The organism is Nostoc sp. CALU 1950 (assembly GCF_051172895.1).
Classification (GTDB): Bacteria; Cyanobacteriota; Cyanobacteriia; order Cyanobacteriales; family Nostocaceae; genus Nostoc; species Nostoc edaphicum_A.
Genome location: NZ_JBDNJQ010000146.1, coordinates 1 through 21,719 on the forward strand (window position 1 = coordinate 1; position 21,719 = coordinate 21,719).

Below are 21,719 nucleotides of genomic sequence, written 5' to 3' on the forward strand. Positions count from 1 at the left end.
CTACAATAATCGGTCTTTTGTAGAGACGGCGATTCATCGCGTCTTTTGCCTTAACCGAACCGTGTTGAGACTTGAAGGACACTAGACATCTGGTGAAAATAAATTAGGGACAATTCATGAATTGTCCCTAGCAAGGATTTCGAGCAACGCAGAATTAATTTTCACCAGATGTCTACTTCTTAAGAGGCTAACAATTCTGGCTGAGGCATTAAACCCTGGAGGATATGGCGCAACTGTGCGATCGCTTGGACTTGAGAATCACCAGTTTCCTGGAATTTATCCAAAGATTCTCCAATTCCTTGTAGCTTTTGCCGTAATCCATCTAGAGAATCCTGAATTGGTTGTAGTGCTTCTTGATAAAGATTTACTCGACCACAACATTCAGCAGTTGTTCTTCGTAGAGATAGCAAGTTTTCCTCGATCGCTTTCAGTTCTTGGCGCTTTTCATCTAGATCGTGAGTTTGATTGTCAATCATTCCCTGATTTAGCTCAACACCAGAACGAATCTGGTCAATCTCACGTTCCAGCTTTTGAATTTCTTGTGAATATTGTTGTCGCTGGGTTTCAATTTGTAACAGAATTGGTTCTAAATTAATTTTGTTGTTACTTTCTTCTTCAGTAACAGTATGTCCTTGGCGTCGCAGCATTACAGCTTGGTGTTGCTTGAGAAACTTCTGATGCTGTAGCATATTGCGGCGTTGTCCCACCAAACTGGAGTTTAGCATCTGATAAAGGTCTTTTTCATCAGTTAGTTCTAGTTCCAAATTGATGTGATCATTGTCAGATGCGTTATTTAATTTAGTTTGGAGTTCTTCTATAGCTTCTTGTTTATATATTAGTTCTTGTTCTTGATCGTGAACAAAGCTAGCGTCTATTTCTAACTTATGCTGCAAGTCTTGTACTATCTTTTGTAGTTCTTCTAAAGGCATTTTCTCCAATGCTTCTACATCAGCTTGTTGGCCGAGAACTACATCACCAGATGTTGCAGCTAAAGAATGCATCTGTTGATATAACTCTTCGGCGCTTCGTAACTGCTCTTTGATTATCCGAGCATACTCTTGCTTGCTGGTAAGGTCTGCTGTATTTATTTGTAATTGGGCTGTTTGCTGAACTAGAGAATTTTGTGCCTCTTGCAATGCATTTTGGCGATCGCTAAAAGTTTGTGACAAACGCTCAACTTCTTCTTGCTGTTGTGCGATCGCACTTTTTTGCTCCTCCAGTTTTTGCCAGTGGGGGGTAAGAGTAGCTTGCTGCTTTTCCACCAATTCAAAGGCCAGATGCAGGTGTTCTCTTACTGTTTCCGTGGGAGCAACACGACTAGACAAGCGATCGAGTAACTCACTCATTACCCGACTTTGCTCCTCATCCAAAACCGTCCCTGGTTGAAAATCCGCTTGACGTTCCTCTAAGCGACGCTGCTCACCGCGTAAATGCTCCCAAGCACCTTCCAACTCTTGGCGGTTGCGCTCAACTTCTGCTTGCAACCGTTCAATTTCCTGGCGCGAGGTGTCAACTTCCTGTTTTTGCTCCTCTAGTTGTTGTACCTCATCCTCCAATTGTTGCAACTGTTCCGAACGCACCTCCATGTCCATTTCACGGCGATTCAACTCTTGCGCCTGAAACGTTAACGACTGTTTCCACTGATCAATCTCATCTTCCTTGAGCTTAAATTTCTCCAACTGGCGGGAAAAATTCTGCAAAATGTTGACTAGTGGCCGCCCTGCTTCTTGAATCCGCTGCACTTGACGATTCGGATTCAGTTCAGCCAGTACCAAAGCACCATCATTTAATTTGCTTGCGTCTTCAGCGGCAATCACTTCTTCCGACACAGTACTCCAATTCTGGTCAGTTCGCTGACAAGCTAGCAGTTTCAGTTCGGTTTTAGCACCGCCACTGAGTAAACCACCTTTCTGTTTTTGTACTTCTGCTAAATACAGCACACCGTTAGTCCTTTATTGATGCACTTCAAGTTCGTGTTTTGGGATATACCTTAAATAATTCTGTTAACTTGTCTCACTGAACCGGAGTTTAGGAGCACAAGACAGACAAAACTATAGACGCGAGATATTACGTCTTGATACTTATAGAAGCGACCTAGTCGCGCCTTTATATTTTGTACTGATGACAGTGATGATGACTTCCGTGTTAACACTAGCTTTGTCAAAGTGTATTACGAAAGATGAAGGTTCTTAGCTGAATGTATTCCCTAAAGACAATCAGAACAGAGTAAAAATCTTTTCAATACTCCATAATCAATACTGAAACAAGAAGTCAGAATTCACAATTCCGAATTCAGCAATACTTAAGGAGTAATTTTTAGATAAATGCAGGGAAATTTAAATGAAATTGATATTTGCAGTATCCTGCAATTGATTGAATTGGGACAGCGAACTGGGCAACTATGGGTGGAAGCTTATAGCTCTCACCATAACAACAAACTGGGTGGAGAAGGAGCAAGTATTTATCGCTCTAAACAACAGTCTTGGTTCGTCTTTTTCTTGAATGGTCAAATTATCTATTGCCAAGAAGGCGAGAGTAGTTTATCCAGAATTAGCGATTATTTACGTCATTATCGAGTTGAGACGCGACTCACCGACAAACAAATTGCCTCCCTACCACCAACTGACGCGCCAGAATATGCCTATCTTTGGGCACTCTTGGAGCGGAATATTATCAACCCAAAGATAGCTGGTAGTATCATTCAAGGCTTGGTGCATGAAACTCTCTTTGACCTGCTGAGTTTACGTCAAGGTAACTTTATTTTCCATCAGGGTGTGGCACTTGCCCCGCAATTAAACACTTTTGAGATTGCCCCATTTGTTACAAAAATTACGAAGCAGGTGCAAGAGTGGAAGCAACTCTATCCACATATTCAGTCTCCAGAACAATTGCCAGTGCTATCTGATAAAGTTCAGCTACAATCTTCCCTACCAGAAGCAACCGTAAATAAGCTACAACATTGGGCTGATGGTAAAACATCCTTGCGACAACTGGCTCGCCATCTCAACCGAGACATTTTGACAGTCGCTAAGGCAATATATCCATACGTGCAACAGGGTTGGCTACAACTAGTATATTCAGCCACTGTTAAACCAGATATTCACACGGATAGCTGGGAATTGAAGGAAAAACAAAAGGGGCGGATAGTATGTATTGACGATGCGATCGCCATCGGTGAGACTATAAATTCCATCTTAGAACCACAAGGTTATGAAGCGATCGCGCTCACCAATCCTCTAGAGGCACTTAGTCTGGTGTTTCAACTCAAACCAGATTTAATTTTATGCGACATTGCCATGTCGGAATTGGAGGGGTACGAGGTTTGCGCCATGCTGCGACATTCAACAGTATTTCGGCTCACACCAATTATCATGCTTACTGGGAAAGATGGGTTTATCGATCGAGTCAAAGCTAGGATGGTCGGGGCTACAGATTATTTAACAAAACCATTTACAGACACTGAATTACTGATGCTCGTAGAAAAATATATCAACAACCAATGAAAATTGGGCATGGGGCATTGGACATTGGTTATTAATTTTTCTCCCTCACTCCCTCATCTCCCTCATCTCTCTCACCTATGGGACATATAAAGAGATCGAAGATTTGTTGATCTACTAAAAGATGAGTTAAAAGATGTTATCACAGAGTCAGCCAACTTCGTGAAACGTCAATCACCGGGAAAATAGTGAAAACATAGAATTAATTTATACAGTTAATACTTGCGGAGGAATCAGGGAATGTTCCAAATAGGAACGTCTACATCAGGAGGTAAATAGACACTTATGAGCACAGTTCTGATTGTGGAAGACAGTATCGCGCAAAGGGAGATGATTACAGACCTCCTGAAAGCAACTGGCCTAACAGTTACCCATGCCAGTGACGGATTAGAAGCATTGGAGGCAATTCAAATAGCACCTCCAGATTTAGTGGTATTGGATATTGTCATGCCCCGGATGAACGGCTACGAAGTTTGTCGGCGGTTAAAATCCGATCCAAAAACCCAAAATGTCCCAGTGGTTATGTGTTCTTCCAAAGGTGAAGAATTTGATCGCTACTGGGGGATGAAACAGGGTGCAGATGCCTACATAGCCAAACCATTTCAACCAACCGAGTTGGTAGGAACAGTCAAACAACTGCTGCGAGGATAAGGATAAAAACAACATGGTCAGCAAACCGGACTTTTTAAGTGGCAGCGGTCAAGACCACTTCCGACCAGAATTACAAGTAGAAAGTCCTGAAGGTGAGTTACATTTGAGGTTTTACATTCCCTCGCATCAGGAGTTTGCACTACAAGCAACTGGCATCCGAGAGGTAATTGAACTAAGTCCTGATAGAATCACCCCGATTCCTAATGCTTCTCCTTTACTTTTGGGTACTCTAAATTTACGAGGTCGAGTTATTTGGGTGGCCGATTTGGGTCAATTTCTGGGGGAAGCAAGTGCATTAAACACGGATAGAGCTGAAATTTCGGTAATTGCCATTGAGGAGCAAGAGACAATAGTAGGTTTAGCAGTAGAGGAAATTGGTGGTATGGATTGGCTGGATGTCCAAAATCTCATGCCACCAACTAATGTTCCAGATACTATGGCTCCTTTTTTACGTGGAGAGTGGTCATTAAGTGCTAAAAAAAACCAGTGCCTACGACTGCTCGATCAAATGGCAATTGTACGGAGTGCTAGGTGGGCAGGATGAAATTGGAGGAGGAAATGGCAGCAAGTATTGATAATTACGAGCCAACATATCAACAGGCGATGACCGCCTATGTTCAAAGGAATTATGAGGTTGCAGCCACTTTAGTTGACCAAGTGGTGCAAAATTTACCAGATGACCCCAACTCCCATTTGTTGCGGGGTCACATCTACTATGTTTTACAGCAGTACGATGTAGCAAAAGAAGAATATCAACAGGTATTAGGCTTGACTAACGATCAAGAAATTATTGGTTTTGCCAAGAATGGAATTGAAAATATCAATCAATATTTACAGTCATTCGGTGGGCAGATTGATACATCCGGAAGTCAAGAGCAAATAAATTCCTCAGAGATATCTGATCCACTGGCATATAGGGAACCAGGATTAGAAGATTTGAACGCTAGTGAGGAATTTGACAGCAATAACCTTGATTTTAACTTTTTTGGAGAGCATCAAGAAACTGTGGATGGCGTTGAAGAACTATCTTCAAAAAGTCCATTTGACCTACCCACAGAAGACAGCATTGGAACGGTCAAAATATCAGATTCTTCTCCAGCTTTTGGTGACGACCCTTTTGCCTTAAATGAAGAATCACAACAAGAACAAGAGTCAAATAGCAAGTGGGAGGAGAATACAGAATTAGAATTGCCTGCTTTTTGGCAAGAAGATTTGTCAGGAGATATTCTGGAAGAATCATTAGTAAATAGTCAATTTTCAGATAATGGAATAAATTCTCCTCAAGAAAATTCAACTATTAACAATAACTCTTCATCTTCTAAGTCAGAAATTGATAATAGCGAGAATAACTTTCCTGATTTGTTGAGTGAGCCAAAGTCTCCAGAGCTTAGTATTGAGAATTTAGAATATAAAAAATCTAGTTTTGGAGACGAAACTTTACTAATTGTTGAAGAAGAACTAAGAAATGGTTCGGCAACAAAAAATAAGTTGGAATACGGCAGTCAAGATAACTTGCTTGAAACCGAAGCACATAGTTGGTTGGAACCACAAGATTTTGCCGCAGAGGAAGCTTCTCAGCCAGATTTATCTGATGATTCTTCATCTTTTAGTAGCAATCTACCCAGAGAAGAAAAGCAGTTTAAGTCAGGTGAATTCATCAGTCAAAATAGCTTTGATGACGATGAAAACTTTGATATGGAAGCATTTGAGTCTGCTTTTGGCTCAGAGGGTTTAAGTTCTTATGAAGACTCAAGTAATATACTGAATGGAGAAAATTCTAAGAGCAATATCGAGTTTTTAGATGATTTTGAGGAATTTGACGATTTAGGCAACATTCCAGGGTTTGACCTGATCCAAGGAGATGCTAACTTCGGTGATCTAGCAATGCATTCTGCTCCAGCAGAAAATAGTGACACTGGACGCGCTCAAGTCGCGGAGGCTTTTCCAAGTAATACAGCCGATCGCGAAGAAGAACTATTTTCGATGACTGGTTCCCATGAAGGAGTTCCAGTCTTTAGCCAAACAGATGTCTCGAAACTAGAACCCAACGTCAGCATCGAGCAAGGATGGTTAGCACCATTAGAAAATGCCTCCATCGAACAGAAACAATGGTTAATTGCTGGAAGTGTAGGCATTGTCTCGGCGCTGGTTGTAGCTACAGTTAGCTTTGTCGCCACCACATTTTCGCCACCCCAACAACGAGAAACAGTACGAAACACAGGTTGGGCAATGTCACTCGCATCTGGGATTGCAGGTTTTGCTACCGCAGGCTTTATGGGGAATTTGGCGCTGAAACAAATTCGGCGCACAACTAATGATCTCCAAGCTCAGTTTGAGGCTGTACGTCAAGGAAATCTGAATGCTCAAGCTACAGTATATTCCGAAGATGAATTGGGGCATTTATCCACTGGCTTTAATGAAATGGCACGGGTAATTTTCACAACCACAAGTGAAGCCCAACGGAAAGCCGATGAACAAGAGGAAGCCAAAGAAAATCTCCAACGCCAGGTGATTCGTCTCTTGGATGATGTGGAAGGAGCTGCTAGAGGTGATTTAACAGTCCAAGCTGAAGTGACAGCCGACGTACTGGGAGCTGTAGCTGATGCCTTTAACCTGACAATTCAAAACCTGCGGGATATTGTGCAACAGGTAAAAGTAGCAGCGAAGGATGTAACAAAAGGTGCAACCAACTCTGAAACCTTTGCTAGAGCATTATCTAGTGATGCTTTGCGCCAAGCGGAAGAGTTGGCAGTAACGCTGAATTCTGTACAGGTAATGACCGACTCAATTCAGCGGGTAGCAGAAGCGGCGCGGGAAGCCGAAACCGTTGCTCGTGATGCTAGCACGATCGCTCTCAAAGGTGGTGAAGCAGTAGAAAATACCGTGGCGGGGATTTTAGAAATTCGAGAAACCGTTGCCGAAACCACTCGCAAAGTGAAGCGATTAGCGGAATCTTCTCAAGAAATTTCTAAAATTGTGGCGTTGATTTCCCAGATTGCTTCGAGAACAAACTTGTTAGCACTCAACGCTAGTATTGAGGCGGCAAGGGCAGGAGAAGCGGGACGCGGGTTTGCAATTGTAGCAGATGAAGTGCGCCAGTTAGCAGACAAATCTGCTAAATCCCTGAAAGAAATTGAACAAATTGTGATGCAAATCCAAAGCGAAACAGGCTCAGTAATGACCGCGATGGAAGAAGGTACACAACAAGTAATTAAAGGGACAAAATTGGCAGAAGAAGCCAAGCGATCGCTCGAAAATATTATTCAAGTGGCGAATCGCATCGATATTCTTGTGCGCTCTATTACCAGCGACACTGTGGAACAAACGGAAACCTCCCGCGCCGTCGCTCATGTAATGCAATCAGTAGAACTGACTGCCCAAGAAACTTCCCAGGAAGCACAGCGAGTTTCAGGTGCCCTACAACACTTAGTAGGTGTATCCCGTGACTTAATCGCCTCCGTTGAACGTTTCCGAGTGGAAACTATGGAAACCAGATAAATAGTCATTTGTCTTTTGTCCTTTTTTATTTGCTAATGACTAATGACTAATGACCAATGACCAATGACCAATGACTAATGACTAAAAAACTATGCTGCCGGAACAACAACAGCGGATTTTGGGTTACTTTATTGAAGAAGCCAGGGATCACCTGAATACCATTGAGCAGGGCTTGCTGAATTTAGAGGGTACTCTGAACGACCCGGAAATGATCAGTGAAGTCTTCCGGGCGGCTCACTCCATCAAAGGAGGAGCGGCGATGCTTGGATTGACTAGCATCCAGCATACCTCCCACCGTCTGGAAGATTGTTTCAAAGTTCTTAAAGATAATCCGGTTCAGATTGACCAAAAGTTAGAGTCTTTATTTCTTGGTGTATCTGATACCCTAAAATCGCTGTTAGAGCATTTGAGCGGGCCTTATGGTCTTTCCGAAGATGCAGCTAATACTTTGATGTCAGAAACTGAGCCAGTCTTTCAATGGCTGTATCAGCATTTGGAACTACTTGTAGAACAAGCAAAGAGTGGAGTAGCCAGCAATCCTGACGCAACAGAAGTACACACAACCTCTGTAGAGAATGTCTCCACACTTACAGAACTTTTCCTGCGGCGAGATATTCCCGATTTGGCAGAAGACACCCATCAGGAATCTCTAGACTCAGTAGCACTCCAGGAGGTATCTTCGCCAGTCATTGCTAAAGAAAATAATAATTGGGGCGAGTTTCAAGCCCAAGTGTTGCAAACACTGCGGGAAATGTTGCAACTATTTAAGCAAACCACAACACCCTCAACTCGGCAAAACCTCCAGCAATGCTGTCAGCAGTTAGTCAAACTTGGTAAAACTTGGAATTTACCCAAGTGGTGTAGTTTGTGTCAAGCAGCAGCCAGTGCGATCGGCAATCCCGAAAATACTTATCTGACTCTAGCTAAAATTGTCATTACCGAAATTAAACAAGCTCAAGAATTAGTCCTGCAAGGTAGGGAAACTGAAATTGCAATTAGTCAGCAACTAGAAGCGCTTTTGAGCTTTGCAGAAATTGAGTTATTAGCAGTTACGCCTGATTTGTTTGATGAACAGTCTGCGGCTTTGACAGAATCAGAGCCAATTCTATCTGGTAACACCGACCAGACAAATGAAGAATTGAATCTAGATGAAGATACTAGCGATCGCGCAGCGTTAGCAAGTCCACGAGCGTCTGGCTATGCCAACGTCTCCAACGAACGCCCCTATCTTGAGTTCCAAGGAACACAACTCAATGCTGCGACTCACACCAGTCTTACTTTCAACACACATGAAGAAGCACATCCAATCAGTAACAATCTTGACCCTAATGGCCCAGAGGTAGGAATAGCTGAGTTAAATACCCTTGCCGATTTATTTGAAGGTGAGACTCCCGAACTAGATGAAAGCTGGCATCAAGAAGAAACTTTAGATATTGTTTCCACCGATGACTTTGGAATTGATTTCAGCAGTACTGATGCTGAGATTGCTGATGGCGATTTATCCGATTTACTCTCCTTTGATCAAGACATAAGCAATACACAGCACCCAACAATCACAGCCACTACAGAAGATTTATCCCTATTATTTGGCGATAATTTCCTAGAAAAGGAAAATTCAGAACCGCAAAATCAACAAACAGCTGCTACGACTCTAGAATTGAGTGATATTAACGTACTTGATATAAATTTAGATTCTTCTTCTGAAGATTTACAAGAATTTATTGATATTTCTAGTCATACAAACCAGTCTACTGATGTCAACAAAAATGATGCAGTAGAAGATTTATTGTCACTGGCACTAGATGATGATGAACTATTGCCAATAGGTGAAGTGACTCAACCAGAAACTGAGTCATTCGCCAGTGTAGAACTATCTACTAACCAACAAAATGGTTTTGATAACTTATTTTTAGAACCTAGAAATGCAAATTGGGTAGAAGAAATTACCCCCAGTGACTACATAGAATTACCCCAGCCAACAGGCTTGTCTTTGGACAACCTATTTGGTGAAACGGAAGAACAGATACTACTGCCTACAAGTGAACCAGAAATCGGTGATTTATTTGATACTTCTCCAGGAACAGCACCTGAATTTTCTCAATCAGAAAATGATCTGAGCAACTTTTGGAGTCAGGAAACCACAGAGGAGCAGGACGAGTTCGATTCCTTAATTGAGCAGAATGTGGAAAGGGCGTTAGATGAAAGTTTGTTTACTGGTGTAACTGATGATATTTTTGGCGATAGTCAGTCGCTTATAACTTCTCCTATAGCTAGTTTTGACATAGAAGAAGATTTTGATCTCAATTTCCAGCAGCAAGAGCAGCTAGATTTGATACTCTCATCAGATTCGGGAGATGATTTATTTGATGAATTAGTACCAAGTAGCTCAAATATTTCTCCTGCAATCAACGATGTCTCTACGCCTGAAATGCCTTTGTTTACGCCGCATCCAGAGGAAGAAATTCTCAGGCCGCAACAACCAGAAGCTTTAGATTTTGTTCCAGAATTTACTAATCAGCCCCCAGAGATATCTGATGTTGATCTGGAACTTAATTCATTAAGCTCTTTCGATGAAAATCCGCAACTGCTGTTTGAAGATGTCGCTGTAAATGATTCCACCTATATTCAGATGGAAACCACAGAGAATACTGTGGATGAACTATCAGAAACTATTAGTTTTAGGGAAAATTCAGATTCAGAATTAACCCAATTACAGCCAGATGATTTGTTCGCTTCTCTGGATGAAAATCCGCAACTGCTGTTTGAAGATGTCGCTGTAAATGATTCCACCTATATTCAGATGGAAACCACAGAGAATACTGTGGATGAGCTATCAGAAACCATTAGTTTTGGGGAAAATTCAGATTCAGAATTAACCGAAGCACAGCCAGATGATTTGTTCGCTTCTCTGGATGAAAATCCGCAACTGCTGTTTGAAGATGTCGCTGTAAATGATTCCACCTATATTCAGATGGAAACCACAGAGAATACTGTGGATGAATTATCAGAAACTATTAGTTTTGAGGGAAATTCAGATTCAGAATTAACCGAAGCACAGCCAGATGATTTGTTCGCTTCTCTGGATGAAAATCCGCAACTGCTGTTTGAAAATGTCGCTGTAAATGATTCCACCTATATTCAGATGGAAACCACAGAGAATACTGTGGATGAGCTATCAGAAACCATTAGTTTTGGGGAAAATTCAGATTCAGAATTAACCCAATTACAGCCAGGTGATTTGTTCGCTTCTCTGGATGAAAATCCGCAACTGCTGTTTGAAAATGTCGCTGTAAATGATTCCACCTATATTCAGATGGAAACCACAGAGAATACTGTGGATGAATTATCAGAAACTATTAGTTTTGGGGGAAATTCAGATTCAGCCCAGACAAGCCCAGAAATTTTAGATACTGAAGAAAATAATTTAGAAACTACCTTTGATTTCGCAGAAAACACAGCTTTTGAAGATATAGAACTGGGTTTTGATAATGATTCATTGTTTACAGAAAATGCTCTGCCAGAAGCAGAAAAGCAGGAAGAGAATGCAGCAACAATTGACTCACAATCTGTCCATGACTTCACACAAACGCTTATTCAGGAAGATGTCGAAACCGATTTGTGGGATTTAGGAGAGACATCTGAAGTTGCGCCAGTGTCAGAGGGAGAAAATACTATTGTTGCCCCGAATGAAGAATTGGCAACTACAGAAATCGTTGAAGAAATTGCTCCAGAAGATGAATTTGCAGACTTGGCAGCATTACTAGGAGAGGAAGTAGCACCCATCCCCAAAGCCAAGGAGATACCAGAAGTAGACTTTGCTGCCCTGGAAGAATTGCTAGGTACAGATAATGAAAGCGATGTCTACGACGGGCTACGCCAACGCCAGCCCTCAGAGATTCAACCAGTCTTGGCTAAAAATCCCATTCCATCACCAGCGATCAAAGATGAATTCGGTGACTTGGAGAAGTTGCTGGCAGAAGCAGATCAAACAATATCCCATTCACCTTCAGTAAAATCAAACACCAGCAAAACTCCCCGCCCCTCTACTCGTCGGGCTGCCAGATTTGAAGAAACGATGAAGGTTCCAGTTAAGCAACTGGACGATATGAGTAATTTAGTTGGAGAGTTGGTGGTAAATCGCAATACCTTAGAGCAGGATCATGAACGGCTGCGGCAGTCATTAGATAACTTGCTGATTCAGGTACAACAACTCTCAGATGTGGGCGCAAGGATGCAAGAGTTGTATGAGCGATCGCTACTAGAAGCTTCTCTGTTAGCTGGACGTAAAAAGAAAGATCCCGGCTTTCAAGCTCCAGATTCCAATGCCGACAGGGGTTTTAGCGAGTTAGAAATGGATCGTTTTACACCCTTCCATACACTCTCACAGCAGATGATTGAGCGGATTGTGCGAGTCCGTGAGTCGGCTAGTGACATTGATTTCGTTACCGAAGAAACCGAGCGAGTCGCAAGGCAGTTCCGCCAAGTAACCACCCAGTTACAAGAGGGATTAACTAGAGCGCGAATGGTGCCTTTTGCCCAAACTATCGATCGCTGGCGGCGAGGAGTGCGCGACAACGCGATCAAGTGTGGCAAACAAGTCGAGTTGGTGATTGAAGGTGGTGATACCTTAATTGACAAGATGATTTTGGATCATCTGACCGATCCGCTGACTCACATGTTGAATAATGCGATCGCTCACGGTATTGAAACGCCAGAGCAACGCCAAGCTGCTGGTAAACCACCTGTGGGAATCATTACCATCCGTGCCTTCCACCAAGGCAACCAAACCATCATTTCTGTAGGCGATGATGGCGCAGGTATCGATTCAGCAAAGGTTAAGGCGAAGGCGGTGAAGATTGGCATGATTACAGAAGCGCAAGCAAAAGCCATGTCTCGTCTGGAAGTCTACGATCTGCTGTTCCAGTCTGGTTTTACGATTAAAGACCAAGCAGATGAAATTTCCGGTCGTGGTGTAGGTATGGACGTAGTGCGTTCCGAGATTAGCGAAATTCGTGGGACAGTTAACACCGATTCTGCGATCGGTAAGGGAACCACCTTCACTATTCGTTTACCACTGACTCTGAGTATTTGTAAAGCTCTCTGCTGCGTCTCTGATCGGTCAAGAATTGCCTTCCCGATGGATGGTGTAGAAGATACGCTGGATATACCAGTCAAAAATATTCAGCACGATGCCAATGGACAGTCATTTATTTCCTGGCGCGATACGGTACTGCCATTCCGACCGCTAAAGGAACTTTTAACTTTCAATCGCCAAATCAGTCGTGGTAATGTCTATGGCGGCACCAGAGATGACGATATGGTTTCTGTGGTTGTGGTGCGATCGGCAAATACCCTGATTGCTCTACAGATTGACCTGGTGTTGAGCGAACAAGAAATTGTAATTAAACAATTTGAAGGGCCAGCGCCTAAACCCATTGGTGTTGCTGGTGCTACAGTCTTGGGTGATGGTCGGATTATGCCCATTGCTGACGTGCTGGAAATAATTGATATCTTCCAGGGACGGATTTCTACACAAACTGGTGGCAATTCTTGGCAACAAAAAGCTACTCCTCCAGATACATCTCCTGCGAAGATTGACCCGACAGTACTGATTGTTGATGATTCGATTACAGTCCGAGAGTTGCTATCCCTAACGTTTAACAAGGCAGGTTATCGCGTAGAACAGGCGCGTGATGGGCAGGAAGCTTGGGATAAACTCCGCTCCGGTCTGCCTTGCGATATCGTATTTTGCGACATTGAAATGCCCCGTTGCGATGGACTGGAATTACTCTCTCGCATCCAGAAAGACTCTAACCTCAACCACTTACCGATCGCGATGCTCACCTCACGAGGTGCAGATAAGCACAGACAAATTGCATCTCAACTCGGTGCTAGTGGCTACTTTACCAAGCCTTATCTCGAAGAAGCTCTCCTCGAAGCCGCAGCGCGAATGCTGAAAGGGGAGAAACTCATTACTACTACAAGTAATGCTTAGTTTCACGATTTTGAAAAACACCTTGCAGGGCTGCTGTCAAGTTCAGGAGGCAGGAGGATGAAGGCAGGAGGCAGAAGGTAAACCACCCTTAAAAGAGTGGGATTGAAGCAAGGACGTTTTATACCTCACTGCAAGCAGTCTCAGTATAATTATCGGTTTGAACTGGGCTTTAGACCCAGAACTAAAGTTTTAATTGATACTTCTTACCTCCTGCCCTCTGCCTCCTGCCTTCTGCCTTTCTTCGGTAAATTAACCTGAGTTCGACAAACCTCTCCCTGCCTTGAACTAAAGTTCAAGTCTGTCCCTCTCCGAGTCGGAGAAGGACAGGTTTTGCGTAGTAAAACCAGGGAGAGGTCTTTTGGGCGTCGAACTTACGTTAAATTGGTGTCAGTAAGTTTTCAAATACAAAGTCAGCCAATTGAGTGCCAGACACATAAGCTGCATCTGCATCCCATTGATAATGGACACCGAGATAAACCCGGCTGCGTCCATTCTCTAAGGCTGCTGAAGAGAAACTGTTGAATGTCCGTGTGATTCTAATGCCATTATTGCCCCTGGCCGCTGGATCTTCAGATGTGGCTGTGAAAGTAACATTGTCAGTACCAAAGAAATTCCGCAAGATTCCAGAATGGGTTGCTCCGAAAGTTGCGTGACCAGAGACATACGCCGGGAATGCAGGTGAAAATCGGGTGCCATCAAGATTGGGCGACAGAGGTCTCCAAGTGGGATCGGCGGTAGTTCCAGAGTTTCCGTCCGTATCTGCCAATTGAATTGCACTTTCCGGTCTCCACAAGTCCAAATTGGTGTCGTACTTCGCATCCCAAGCCAAGATTGCTGCATCACCCAAAGCTAACCCTACAAGGGCAAACAGTCGTGCATTCTCGGAAAAGCTTAATCCTCTCAATTTAGACAGAATCTGGGTTATGGTATAAAGTTGTCCGGGTGGCTTGTATGTTCCATCAAGATCATTCGCCCAGAACAGAGCAATATCAGTTTGCTCTTGAGTGCGATCGCTAGAGTTATCAGAACCAAGCCGTTTTACTTCATTGACTTGAGCAGCATATTCAACACTAGCGAGTAAATCTTGCTTGCTGTAGAAACCCCCTGGTCGAGTCGGACGGAATTTCTTGATCTGTGTTGGCGAGAAAGGTTTAACTTTGCCCCAATTGGGAGTCACTGGAGCGCCAGAACCTGTTGGACGCCAATCACCAGGCTGATTTCCTGGAGTGTAAGGGGTGTTGTCGTTAAAACCGTCCCCTTGTCGATATTGGATAATTGCTTGAGCTGCTGCTATCCCAAGTTCTTTACCATCATCAATGCTTTGTAGTGAAAATCCACAGTTTTCAAGTTCTTTACGGGCTTTTTTGAGTTCTTCGTCAAAGAAGCTTTGGCTTTTCACCTTGGAATAGGGATAAACACTAACACTGCTCAATACAGTATAGGCAGCGTAAACAGCTGCCGCTTCTTTAGAAGCTCCGAACGCCGCAGGGATGATTCCTAAATATGGTTTGTAGGTCTTCTCAATAGAATTAACAGCATCAAAGATTGCAGCATGTAATATAGCACCAGTACGAGCGATTGGGCCGGGAGCGCCACCGTTTACACGGATTGCTTGTAAATATACATTGTTCCAGTTTATAACTTGGTCTAACATAAAATCTTTTGTCTTTATTGTGTATCAGATATTGCATATTGAATTTTTCAAATAGAAGTAGACCAGTTAAAGGGTTCAGCTTCCAAATGAGGCAAATTAAAAAATTAAATGCGCGACGCCCAATAGCCCCTGGGAGACATCGCTTATCTACATTTACTTGCTTATTGAAAGCCTAACGAGACTGCTTATTGCTTACTAGTACCCCAGAGGGTACTCTTTCCCATTGGAATTTTCCCGGAAGTTTGGTCAGTGTATGCTCCACGTCTTGGGTCTATCTTTGTACTATGTAAAGAAGAACTTTTGACTTAAGACTATGCCTTCTTCTAAAAAAACTCTCACCTACCCATCCAGTTACAAGAGCAATCAAGTTGATAACTACCACGGTACTCCAGTCGCAGATCCTTATCGTTGGTTAGAAGATCCTGACTCTGAAGAAACAAGAACTTGGATTGAGGCACAAAATCAAGTTACTTTTGGCTACCTGAGTGAAATTCCTAGCAGGGAAAAAATTAAACAGCGTCTCACCAAACTTTGGGATTATGAAAAATATGGTATCCCTTTTAAAGAAGGCGAATCTCTGCGAGACGGTTCCACCGAACGCTACTTTTATTTTAAAAATGACGGGCTGCAAAACCAAAGTGTCCTTTACACTCTAAAAACCCTCGACGAACAACCCAAAGTTTTACTCGACCCTAATAAGCTCTCAGAAGATGGTACTATTGCTCTTTCGGGATTGTCCATTAGCGAGGATGGCAAACTTTTAGCTTATGGTCTATCCACCTCTGGTTCTGATTGGCAAGAGTGGAAAGTACGCGATGTTGAAACTGGTGAAGATATTCAAGACCACCTGAAGTGGATTAAATTTTCTGGCGCATCTTGGACGCATGATAATCAAGGTTTTTTCTATAGTCGCTACGATGAACCAAATGAAAAAACTCAATTAGAAGATGTTAACTATTATCAAAAGCTCTACTATCATCAACTGGGTAAATCCCAATCAGAAGACATATTAATTTATCATCGTCCTGACCAAAAGGAATGGGGTTTTAGTGGTGGGGTTACTGAAGATGGACACTATCTAATAATTTCAATTTGGCTGGGTACTGACTCCAAAAACTTGGTTTTTTTCAAAGATTTAACTAACCCTAATGCTGAAGTTGTAGAACTAATTAACCAGTTTGAGGCAGATTATAGCTTTATCGACAATGATGATAGCGTCTTTTATTTCCGCACAGATTTAAATGCACCACGGGGAAGAGTTATTGCAATTGACACGAAAAACCCTTCGCCAGAGAATTGGCGAGAAATCATTCCTCAATCTGCGGAAACTTTAGAAAGTGTTGGCATACTCAATAACCAATTTGTTGCTGATTACCTCAAAGATGCTCACAGTCAAATCAAGATTTTTGACCTCAATGGTGCATTTGTACGCGAGGTTGAATTACCGGGACTCGGTTCAGCCGGAGGTTTTGGTGGTAAGCGTCATGATACCGAAACTTTTTATAGTTTTACCAGCTTTACCATACCAGGTACTATTTATCGCTACGATATGATAACTGGTAAAAGTACGGTTTTTCGTCAGCCACAGGTAGATTTTAATCCTGATGATTATGAGACAAAACAAGTTTTTTATCAGAGTAAAGATGGTACTAGAGTGCCAATGTTTATCACCCATAAAAAGGGCATAAAATTAGATGGAAATAACCCAACTTATCTTTATGCTTATGGTGGATTTAATGCCTCAATGACACCTGGTTTTTCTGTGAGTCTTTTGGTGTGGATGGAGATGGGTGGTGTCTATGCTATGCCAAATATACGCGGCGGTGGAGAATATGGCGAAGAATGGCATCAAGCAGGAATGAAGGATAAAAAGCAAAATGTCTTTGATGACTTTATTGGTGCTGCTGAGTGGTTGATTGCGAATAAGTATACTAAGACTGATAAGCTGGCGATCGCAGGTGGTAGTAATGGCGGTTTATTAGTCGGTGCTTGCATAACGCAACGTCCCGATTTGTTTGGTGCAGCTTTACCAGCAGTCGGTGTCATGGATATGTTGCGGTTTCACAAATTTACCATCGGTTGGGCTTGGACTTCCGAATATGGTTCAGCAGATAATCCAGAAGAGTTTTCAGGGATTTATGCATATTCGCCATTGCACAATCTCAAACCCGATACAGCTTACCCAGCAACCTTAATTACCACAGCCGATCATGACGATCGCGTTGTCCCTGCTCATAGTTTCAAATTTGCCGCAGCTTTGCAAGAGGCTCACGCTGGGAATGCACCAGTTCTAATTAGAATTGAGACTAAGGCAGGACATGGCGCAGGTAAACCCACGGCTAAAATTATCGAAGAAGCCGCAGATAAATGGGCTTTTTTGGTACGTGCTTTGGATGTTGAAGTTTAGATTAATATGATTGTCTCACGCAAATGTCCTCGCCTTTGCGTGAGATTTTGTCAGCAATGAGACAAGAAGACTCAATATTAAGATAGGACTTCTATTTTATAAAAAAACACCGTACAAAGTCTTAACTCATCACTCCTAACTATTTCAAACAGATCCAGTCACCTTCTACTTGAGCGATCGCACCACCAGGAAATGGATCAGTTTGCGATCGGTTGGGCGCTATAATTAAAGCCGTTAATTTTTCGATGTGTTCAAAACTCGCTGCATCAGTCAGTATTTGCTGCAATACCTGACGCATCACCCGACGTTGCAACGCCAATGGTGCTTTCTGCAATACTCGACGATTTAACCGTAAGGGAAAAGTAAAGGGAGGTGAGGAGGATGAAGAAGATATTACTCCCTTATCTCCCCTATCTCCTTCACCAACTCCCATAGCCTTTTCCCGCAACTGCTGGGCAGCTTTTTCTAAATATTCCACTTCTGCTTGGAGAAGTTCTGCTGTTTGAGCTAAGGCTGATTCTACTTGTGGATTAAAATTATTTTGCAAATATGGTAATAACTCTTGGCGAATGCGGTTGCGAGCGTATTGCAAATCTTGATTGGTAGAATCTTCCCAAATTAGTAATTTAAATTCTTGACAAAATTGCTCTGTTTGTGAGCGAGTGATTTCTAAAAGTGGGCGCACTAGCATAATGCCTGTAGTTAGAGGGCGTTGCCAAGTCAGGGCTTGTAAGCCATCCGCACCAGTACCGCGAATTAAATTGTAGAGGAGAGTTTCGGCGCGATCGCTGGCGGTGTGTCCTGTTACTATATATTGATAATTATTTGCCTGTGCGATCGCACTTAAAGCTTGATAGCGCCAATCGCGTGCAGCAGCTTCACTATTTATCGGTTTGTTCGCTGTTTCTAAATAAAAGGGTATACCCCAACTTTTAGCTAAATTTTCGACGTGATGAGCATTAGCTTCAGAGTCAGAACGCCAGCGATGATCGCAATGAGCGATACCTAAATCCCATCCCCATTTGGATTGTAAATCTAAAAGTAATTTTATTAAACACAAAGAATCTTGTCCGCCGGAGACAGCGACTAATAGCCGTTGGTTGCGCTCAAATAAGTGGCGTGATCGGATGGTGCGATGGATTTTTGCGTGTAGAGGAGTCCATACCATTTTTAGAACTTCTCATAGTTTTTGGATTTGACTTGCAGCAACAACTTGTTTAACATTTAACGCTAGTTCGGGGAAAGTAGTAGAAATAATACGGTCATTGTCCGTAAACTTTTGAACTTGGTATTGACCCTCAACCAACTGGTAAACAAAAACTGTAGGGAGTTTAGGATTATCGAGATAAGCACGAGAAGCGATCGCGCCTCGCCAAGGAGCAAGAGACATTATACAATTTTGTTGGTAATCTAACGCCAGGTATTCCTGAACATACTACCACTTCAAGAATCTTAGTTGAGCGCCAGTGATTCCTAAAAGTTCTCTAACGCCAAGAAGCTTTAAGATTCCGGTGCTGTAAAATATGTATATATAATAAATTCTTCATATAAATAACACCTGATGAGTTCCTTACCCGCTAATCGTGCTAATACCCTCAAAGCTGCTTTTCGTGTTTGTGATGTAGCTCCTTTAGTGAGTAGTAGAGATATTGAACGTTATTATGTTAATTTATCAAAAGTCCGCAAGACAGAAGCAATTAATACTATTAAAAAACGCTTAGATTTTCTGGAACCCGCAGAATTTTGCAGTCTTCTATTTACTGGACATCGGGGATGCGGTAAAAGTACAGAATTAAGAAAGATTCAGCAAGAATGGGAATCTCAATATAAAGTTATTTATATAGAAGCCGACGCTGAACTAGATATATTAGATGCAGAATACACAGATTTATATTTGGTAATTATTAAAAAAGTTGCTGATGTCCTATACACATCGGAATTAAATTTTGATGCAAAACTTTTAACTAATTTTGAGTCTTGGTTTAAAGAAATTACTCAAGAAACTGAACAAACAGTTGAAAGGTCAGCAAGTATCAGTGCTGAGGCTGAAGCAGGAATAAAAATTCCCTTTCTTTCAAAGTTATTGGGTAAAATACAGGCTCAAATTAAAGGCGCTGACATACAAAGAAGAACGGTTCGCCAGAATTTACAAAAAGATATTGGTCGTTTACAAGCAGATATAAATTTGTTGCTAGGTGATGCTTTTGTCAAGCTTAAATCAAAATATCCTGAATATGAAAAAGGATTTTTAATTATTTTCGATAACTTAGACAGAGTGCCTCCAAATGTAGCTAAACATTTATTTTGTGATTACGCATTTCAATTACAAAGTCTACATTGTACGATTATCTATACAGCACCAATTTCTATTGTCTATTCTGAAAATAACTTGAGTAACACTTTCGACACACCCAATATTGTGCCGATGGTCAACATATATGAGTTTGAACAAGACAAAACCGATTTAGCTCATAATGATGATGGTATAACAGCAATTACGAGTTTAATTGAACAAAGAGTTGAAGTAGACGCAGTATTTGAATCGCGTCAACTATTGGTAGACTTAGCCAAAGCAAGCGGCGGTCACATCCGTCAATTGATGCAAATAGCATCAAAAGCATTTCTTACAGCCGCAACTCGCGATCACGAAAAAGTTACTGCGGATGATATCATTTATGCGATTAAGCAAGAGCAGTTTAATTTTGAGCGGAGTATATCAACAGAATACTATTCGGCGTTGGCTGCGGTATGTGTAAATAAGGATGTTTCTAAAGATGAAATCGGCAGGTTAATGCTGTTCAGTCTTTGGGTTTTTGAGTACAACGGCAAAAATCGCTGGAATTATGTTAATCCAGTTGTGAGGCAAATCCATGCTTTCCAAGAAGCACTCAAATCAGCTACAAGTAACCCATGATTTCAATTTAGAAAAAGAAACTTTTTTGCAAATAAATCAGCAGTCATTAGCGGAACTGTTAACCTTTATTGACTTTGCTGATACTCAGTTAACGATTGGGTTCGTTGCTGTTAATTTTGCTGAAGATAGAAATACTTTAATTGAAATCCTTGACAACTATCCTCGATGTCATGATATTCAGTTTGAAATTCTCAATTTTGCTGCTCCTAATTTGCGTTTTTTAAGGGATGAGATTATTCGTGATTTAAAAGAAGTTCATTTAGAGCCAGATAAAAAATTAGTTTTGATTGTTATCGGGTTAGAAAAGTCTATTGGCTTGTCTGGGGAATATCCCCTTGTACTACAAGATTTGAACTTTGTCCGAGACGCTTTTACTAATAGTGTTCCTCACCCTATACTGATATTTCTGCCAGATCATGCCCTAACACGTTTGGCAAAGTATGCCCCAGATTTTTGGGCATGGAGAAAAGGAGTATTTTATTTTCAAACAGTCCAGTCTACTCAAGACTTGGCGATTGAAAAAACTATTCAGTCTGAGAGAATATTAGGAAGTTTAGATTTACCAGAAAGGCAAGAGCGGATTGATTTACTTGAGCGCTTGCTAATGGAAGAATCAACTGATGTACGCACCCGCGCTACTATTTCAAAGGAGTTAGGGGTTGCTTACAGAAGTATTGGTGAGGCGAAAAAAGCAGAAGATTTTTTACTAAAAGCTTTAAAGTTAACTGAAGAAAATGAAAATTTAGCAGGAATCAAAGCCAGCGTTCTTCACGAACTGGGTTACATATATGATGGTTTGGGAGAATGGGACAAAGCGATCGCACTCTACAATCAGTCTTTGGAAATAACTCAACGCATTGGTAATGTCCAAGGCAAAGCGGCGACATTGCACCAACTGGCAGGTATCTACGCCAACAAAGGGGAAGTGGATGAAGCGATCGTACTCTACAATCAGTCTTTGGAAATAGAAGAAAGCATTGGTAATGTCCAAGGCAAAGCGGCGACGTTGCACTGTCTGGCAATTATCTACGCCAAGAAAGGGGATGTGGATGAAGCGATCGCACTCTACAAGGAGTCTTTGGAAATCAAGGAACGCATTG

At 42.0% G+C, this 21,719-nt stretch carries 12 protein-coding genes; 8 read left to right on the plus strand and 4 right to left on the minus strand.

Annotated elements, in window-relative coordinates:
- Nucleotides 1-179 precede the first annotated feature (179 nt).
- Complete coding sequence (hmpF, locus tag ABF638_RS29035; RefSeq protein WP_435026337.1) at nucleotides 180-1,940, minus strand: pilus motility taxis protein HmpF; 1,761 nt, start codon at nucleotides 1,938-1,940, stop codon at nucleotides 180-182.
- 384 nt (nucleotides 1,941-2,324) lie between these two features.
- Between hmpF and ABF638_RS29040 the strand changes: the two genes are divergently transcribed.
- The 5 genes from ABF638_RS29040 to ABF638_RS29060 all read left to right on the plus strand — a co-directional run bounded on the left by ABF638_RS29040 (nucleotide 2,325) and on the right by ABF638_RS29060 (nucleotide 13,644).
- On the plus strand, nucleotides 2,325-3,503 hold the full coding sequence (locus ABF638_RS29040; protein ID WP_435026338.1) for a response regulator: 1,179 nt from the start codon (nucleotides 2,325-2,327) through the stop codon (nucleotides 3,501-3,503).
- A gap of 282 nt (nucleotides 3,504-3,785) precedes the next feature.
- The gene (locus tag ABF638_RS29045; protein ID WP_069073698.1) at nucleotides 3,786-4,151 is read left to right on the plus strand and encodes a response regulator transcription factor; all 366 of its coding nucleotides are present in this window, start codon (nucleotides 3,786-3,788) and stop codon (nucleotides 4,149-4,151) included.
- 13 nt (nucleotides 4,152-4,164) lie between these two features.
- On the plus strand, nucleotides 4,165-4,695 hold the full coding sequence (locus tag ABF638_RS29050; protein ID WP_435026339.1) for a chemotaxis protein CheW: 531 nt from the start codon (nucleotides 4,165-4,167) through the stop codon (nucleotides 4,693-4,695).
- Between the two features lie 14 nt (nucleotides 4,696-4,709).
- On the plus strand, nucleotides 4,710-7,649 hold the full coding sequence (locus ABF638_RS29055; protein ID WP_435026340.1) for a methyl-accepting chemotaxis protein: 2,940 nt from the start codon (nucleotides 4,710-4,712) through the stop codon (nucleotides 7,647-7,649).
- Between the two features lie 91 nt (nucleotides 7,650-7,740).
- Nucleotides 7,741-13,644, plus strand: coding sequence for a response regulator (locus tag ABF638_RS29060; protein WP_435026342.1), 5,904 nt, complete (start codon nucleotides 7,741-7,743; stop codon nucleotides 13,642-13,644).
- Nucleotides 13,645-14,020: 376 nt separating this feature from the next.
- On the opposite strand, the gene ABF638_RS29065 is transcribed toward ABF638_RS29060, so the two are convergent.
- Nucleotides 14,021-15,298, minus strand: coding sequence for a vanadium-dependent haloperoxidase (locus ABF638_RS29065; RefSeq protein WP_435026343.1), 1,278 nt, complete (start codon nucleotides 15,296-15,298; stop codon nucleotides 14,021-14,023).
- Between the two features lie 313 nt (nucleotides 15,299-15,611).
- On the opposite strand from ABF638_RS29065, the gene ABF638_RS29070 reads away from it, so the two are divergent.
- The gene (locus tag ABF638_RS29070) at nucleotides 15,612-17,705 is read left to right on the plus strand and encodes a prolyl oligopeptidase family serine peptidase (protein ID WP_435026345.1); all 2,094 of its coding nucleotides are present in this window, start codon (nucleotides 15,612-15,614) and stop codon (nucleotides 17,703-17,705) included.
- 139 nt (nucleotides 17,706-17,844) lie between these two features.
- Here ABF638_RS29070 and tilS read toward each other — a convergent pair whose 3' ends face one another.
- Together tilS and ABF638_RS29080 are read right to left on the minus strand one after the other, a co-directional pair.
- Nucleotides 17,845-18,873, minus strand: coding sequence for a tRNA lysidine(34) synthetase TilS (gene tilS, locus ABF638_RS29075; RefSeq protein WP_435026346.1), 1,029 nt, complete (start codon nucleotides 18,871-18,873; stop codon nucleotides 17,845-17,847).
- A gap of 12 nt (nucleotides 18,874-18,885) precedes the next feature.
- Nucleotides 18,886-19,095: a hypothetical protein gene (locus tag ABF638_RS29080; RefSeq protein WP_435026347.1), complete on the minus strand. Its 210-nt coding sequence runs from the start codon at nucleotides 19,093-19,095 to the stop codon at nucleotides 18,886-18,888.
- A gap of 171 nt (nucleotides 19,096-19,266) precedes the next feature.
- On the opposite strand from ABF638_RS29080, the gene ABF638_RS29085 reads away from it, so the two are divergent.
- Entirely contained in the window at nucleotides 19,267-20,619 is a 1,353-nt protein-coding gene (locus tag ABF638_RS29085; RefSeq protein WP_435026348.1) for a P-loop NTPase fold protein, read from the plus strand.
- Nucleotides 20,576-21,719: tetratricopeptide repeat protein (locus ABF638_RS29090; RefSeq protein ID WP_435026349.1), on the plus strand; the 1,144-nt coding region annotated here is incomplete at its 3' end. The genes ABF638_RS29085 and ABF638_RS29090, both read left to right, overlap by 44 nt.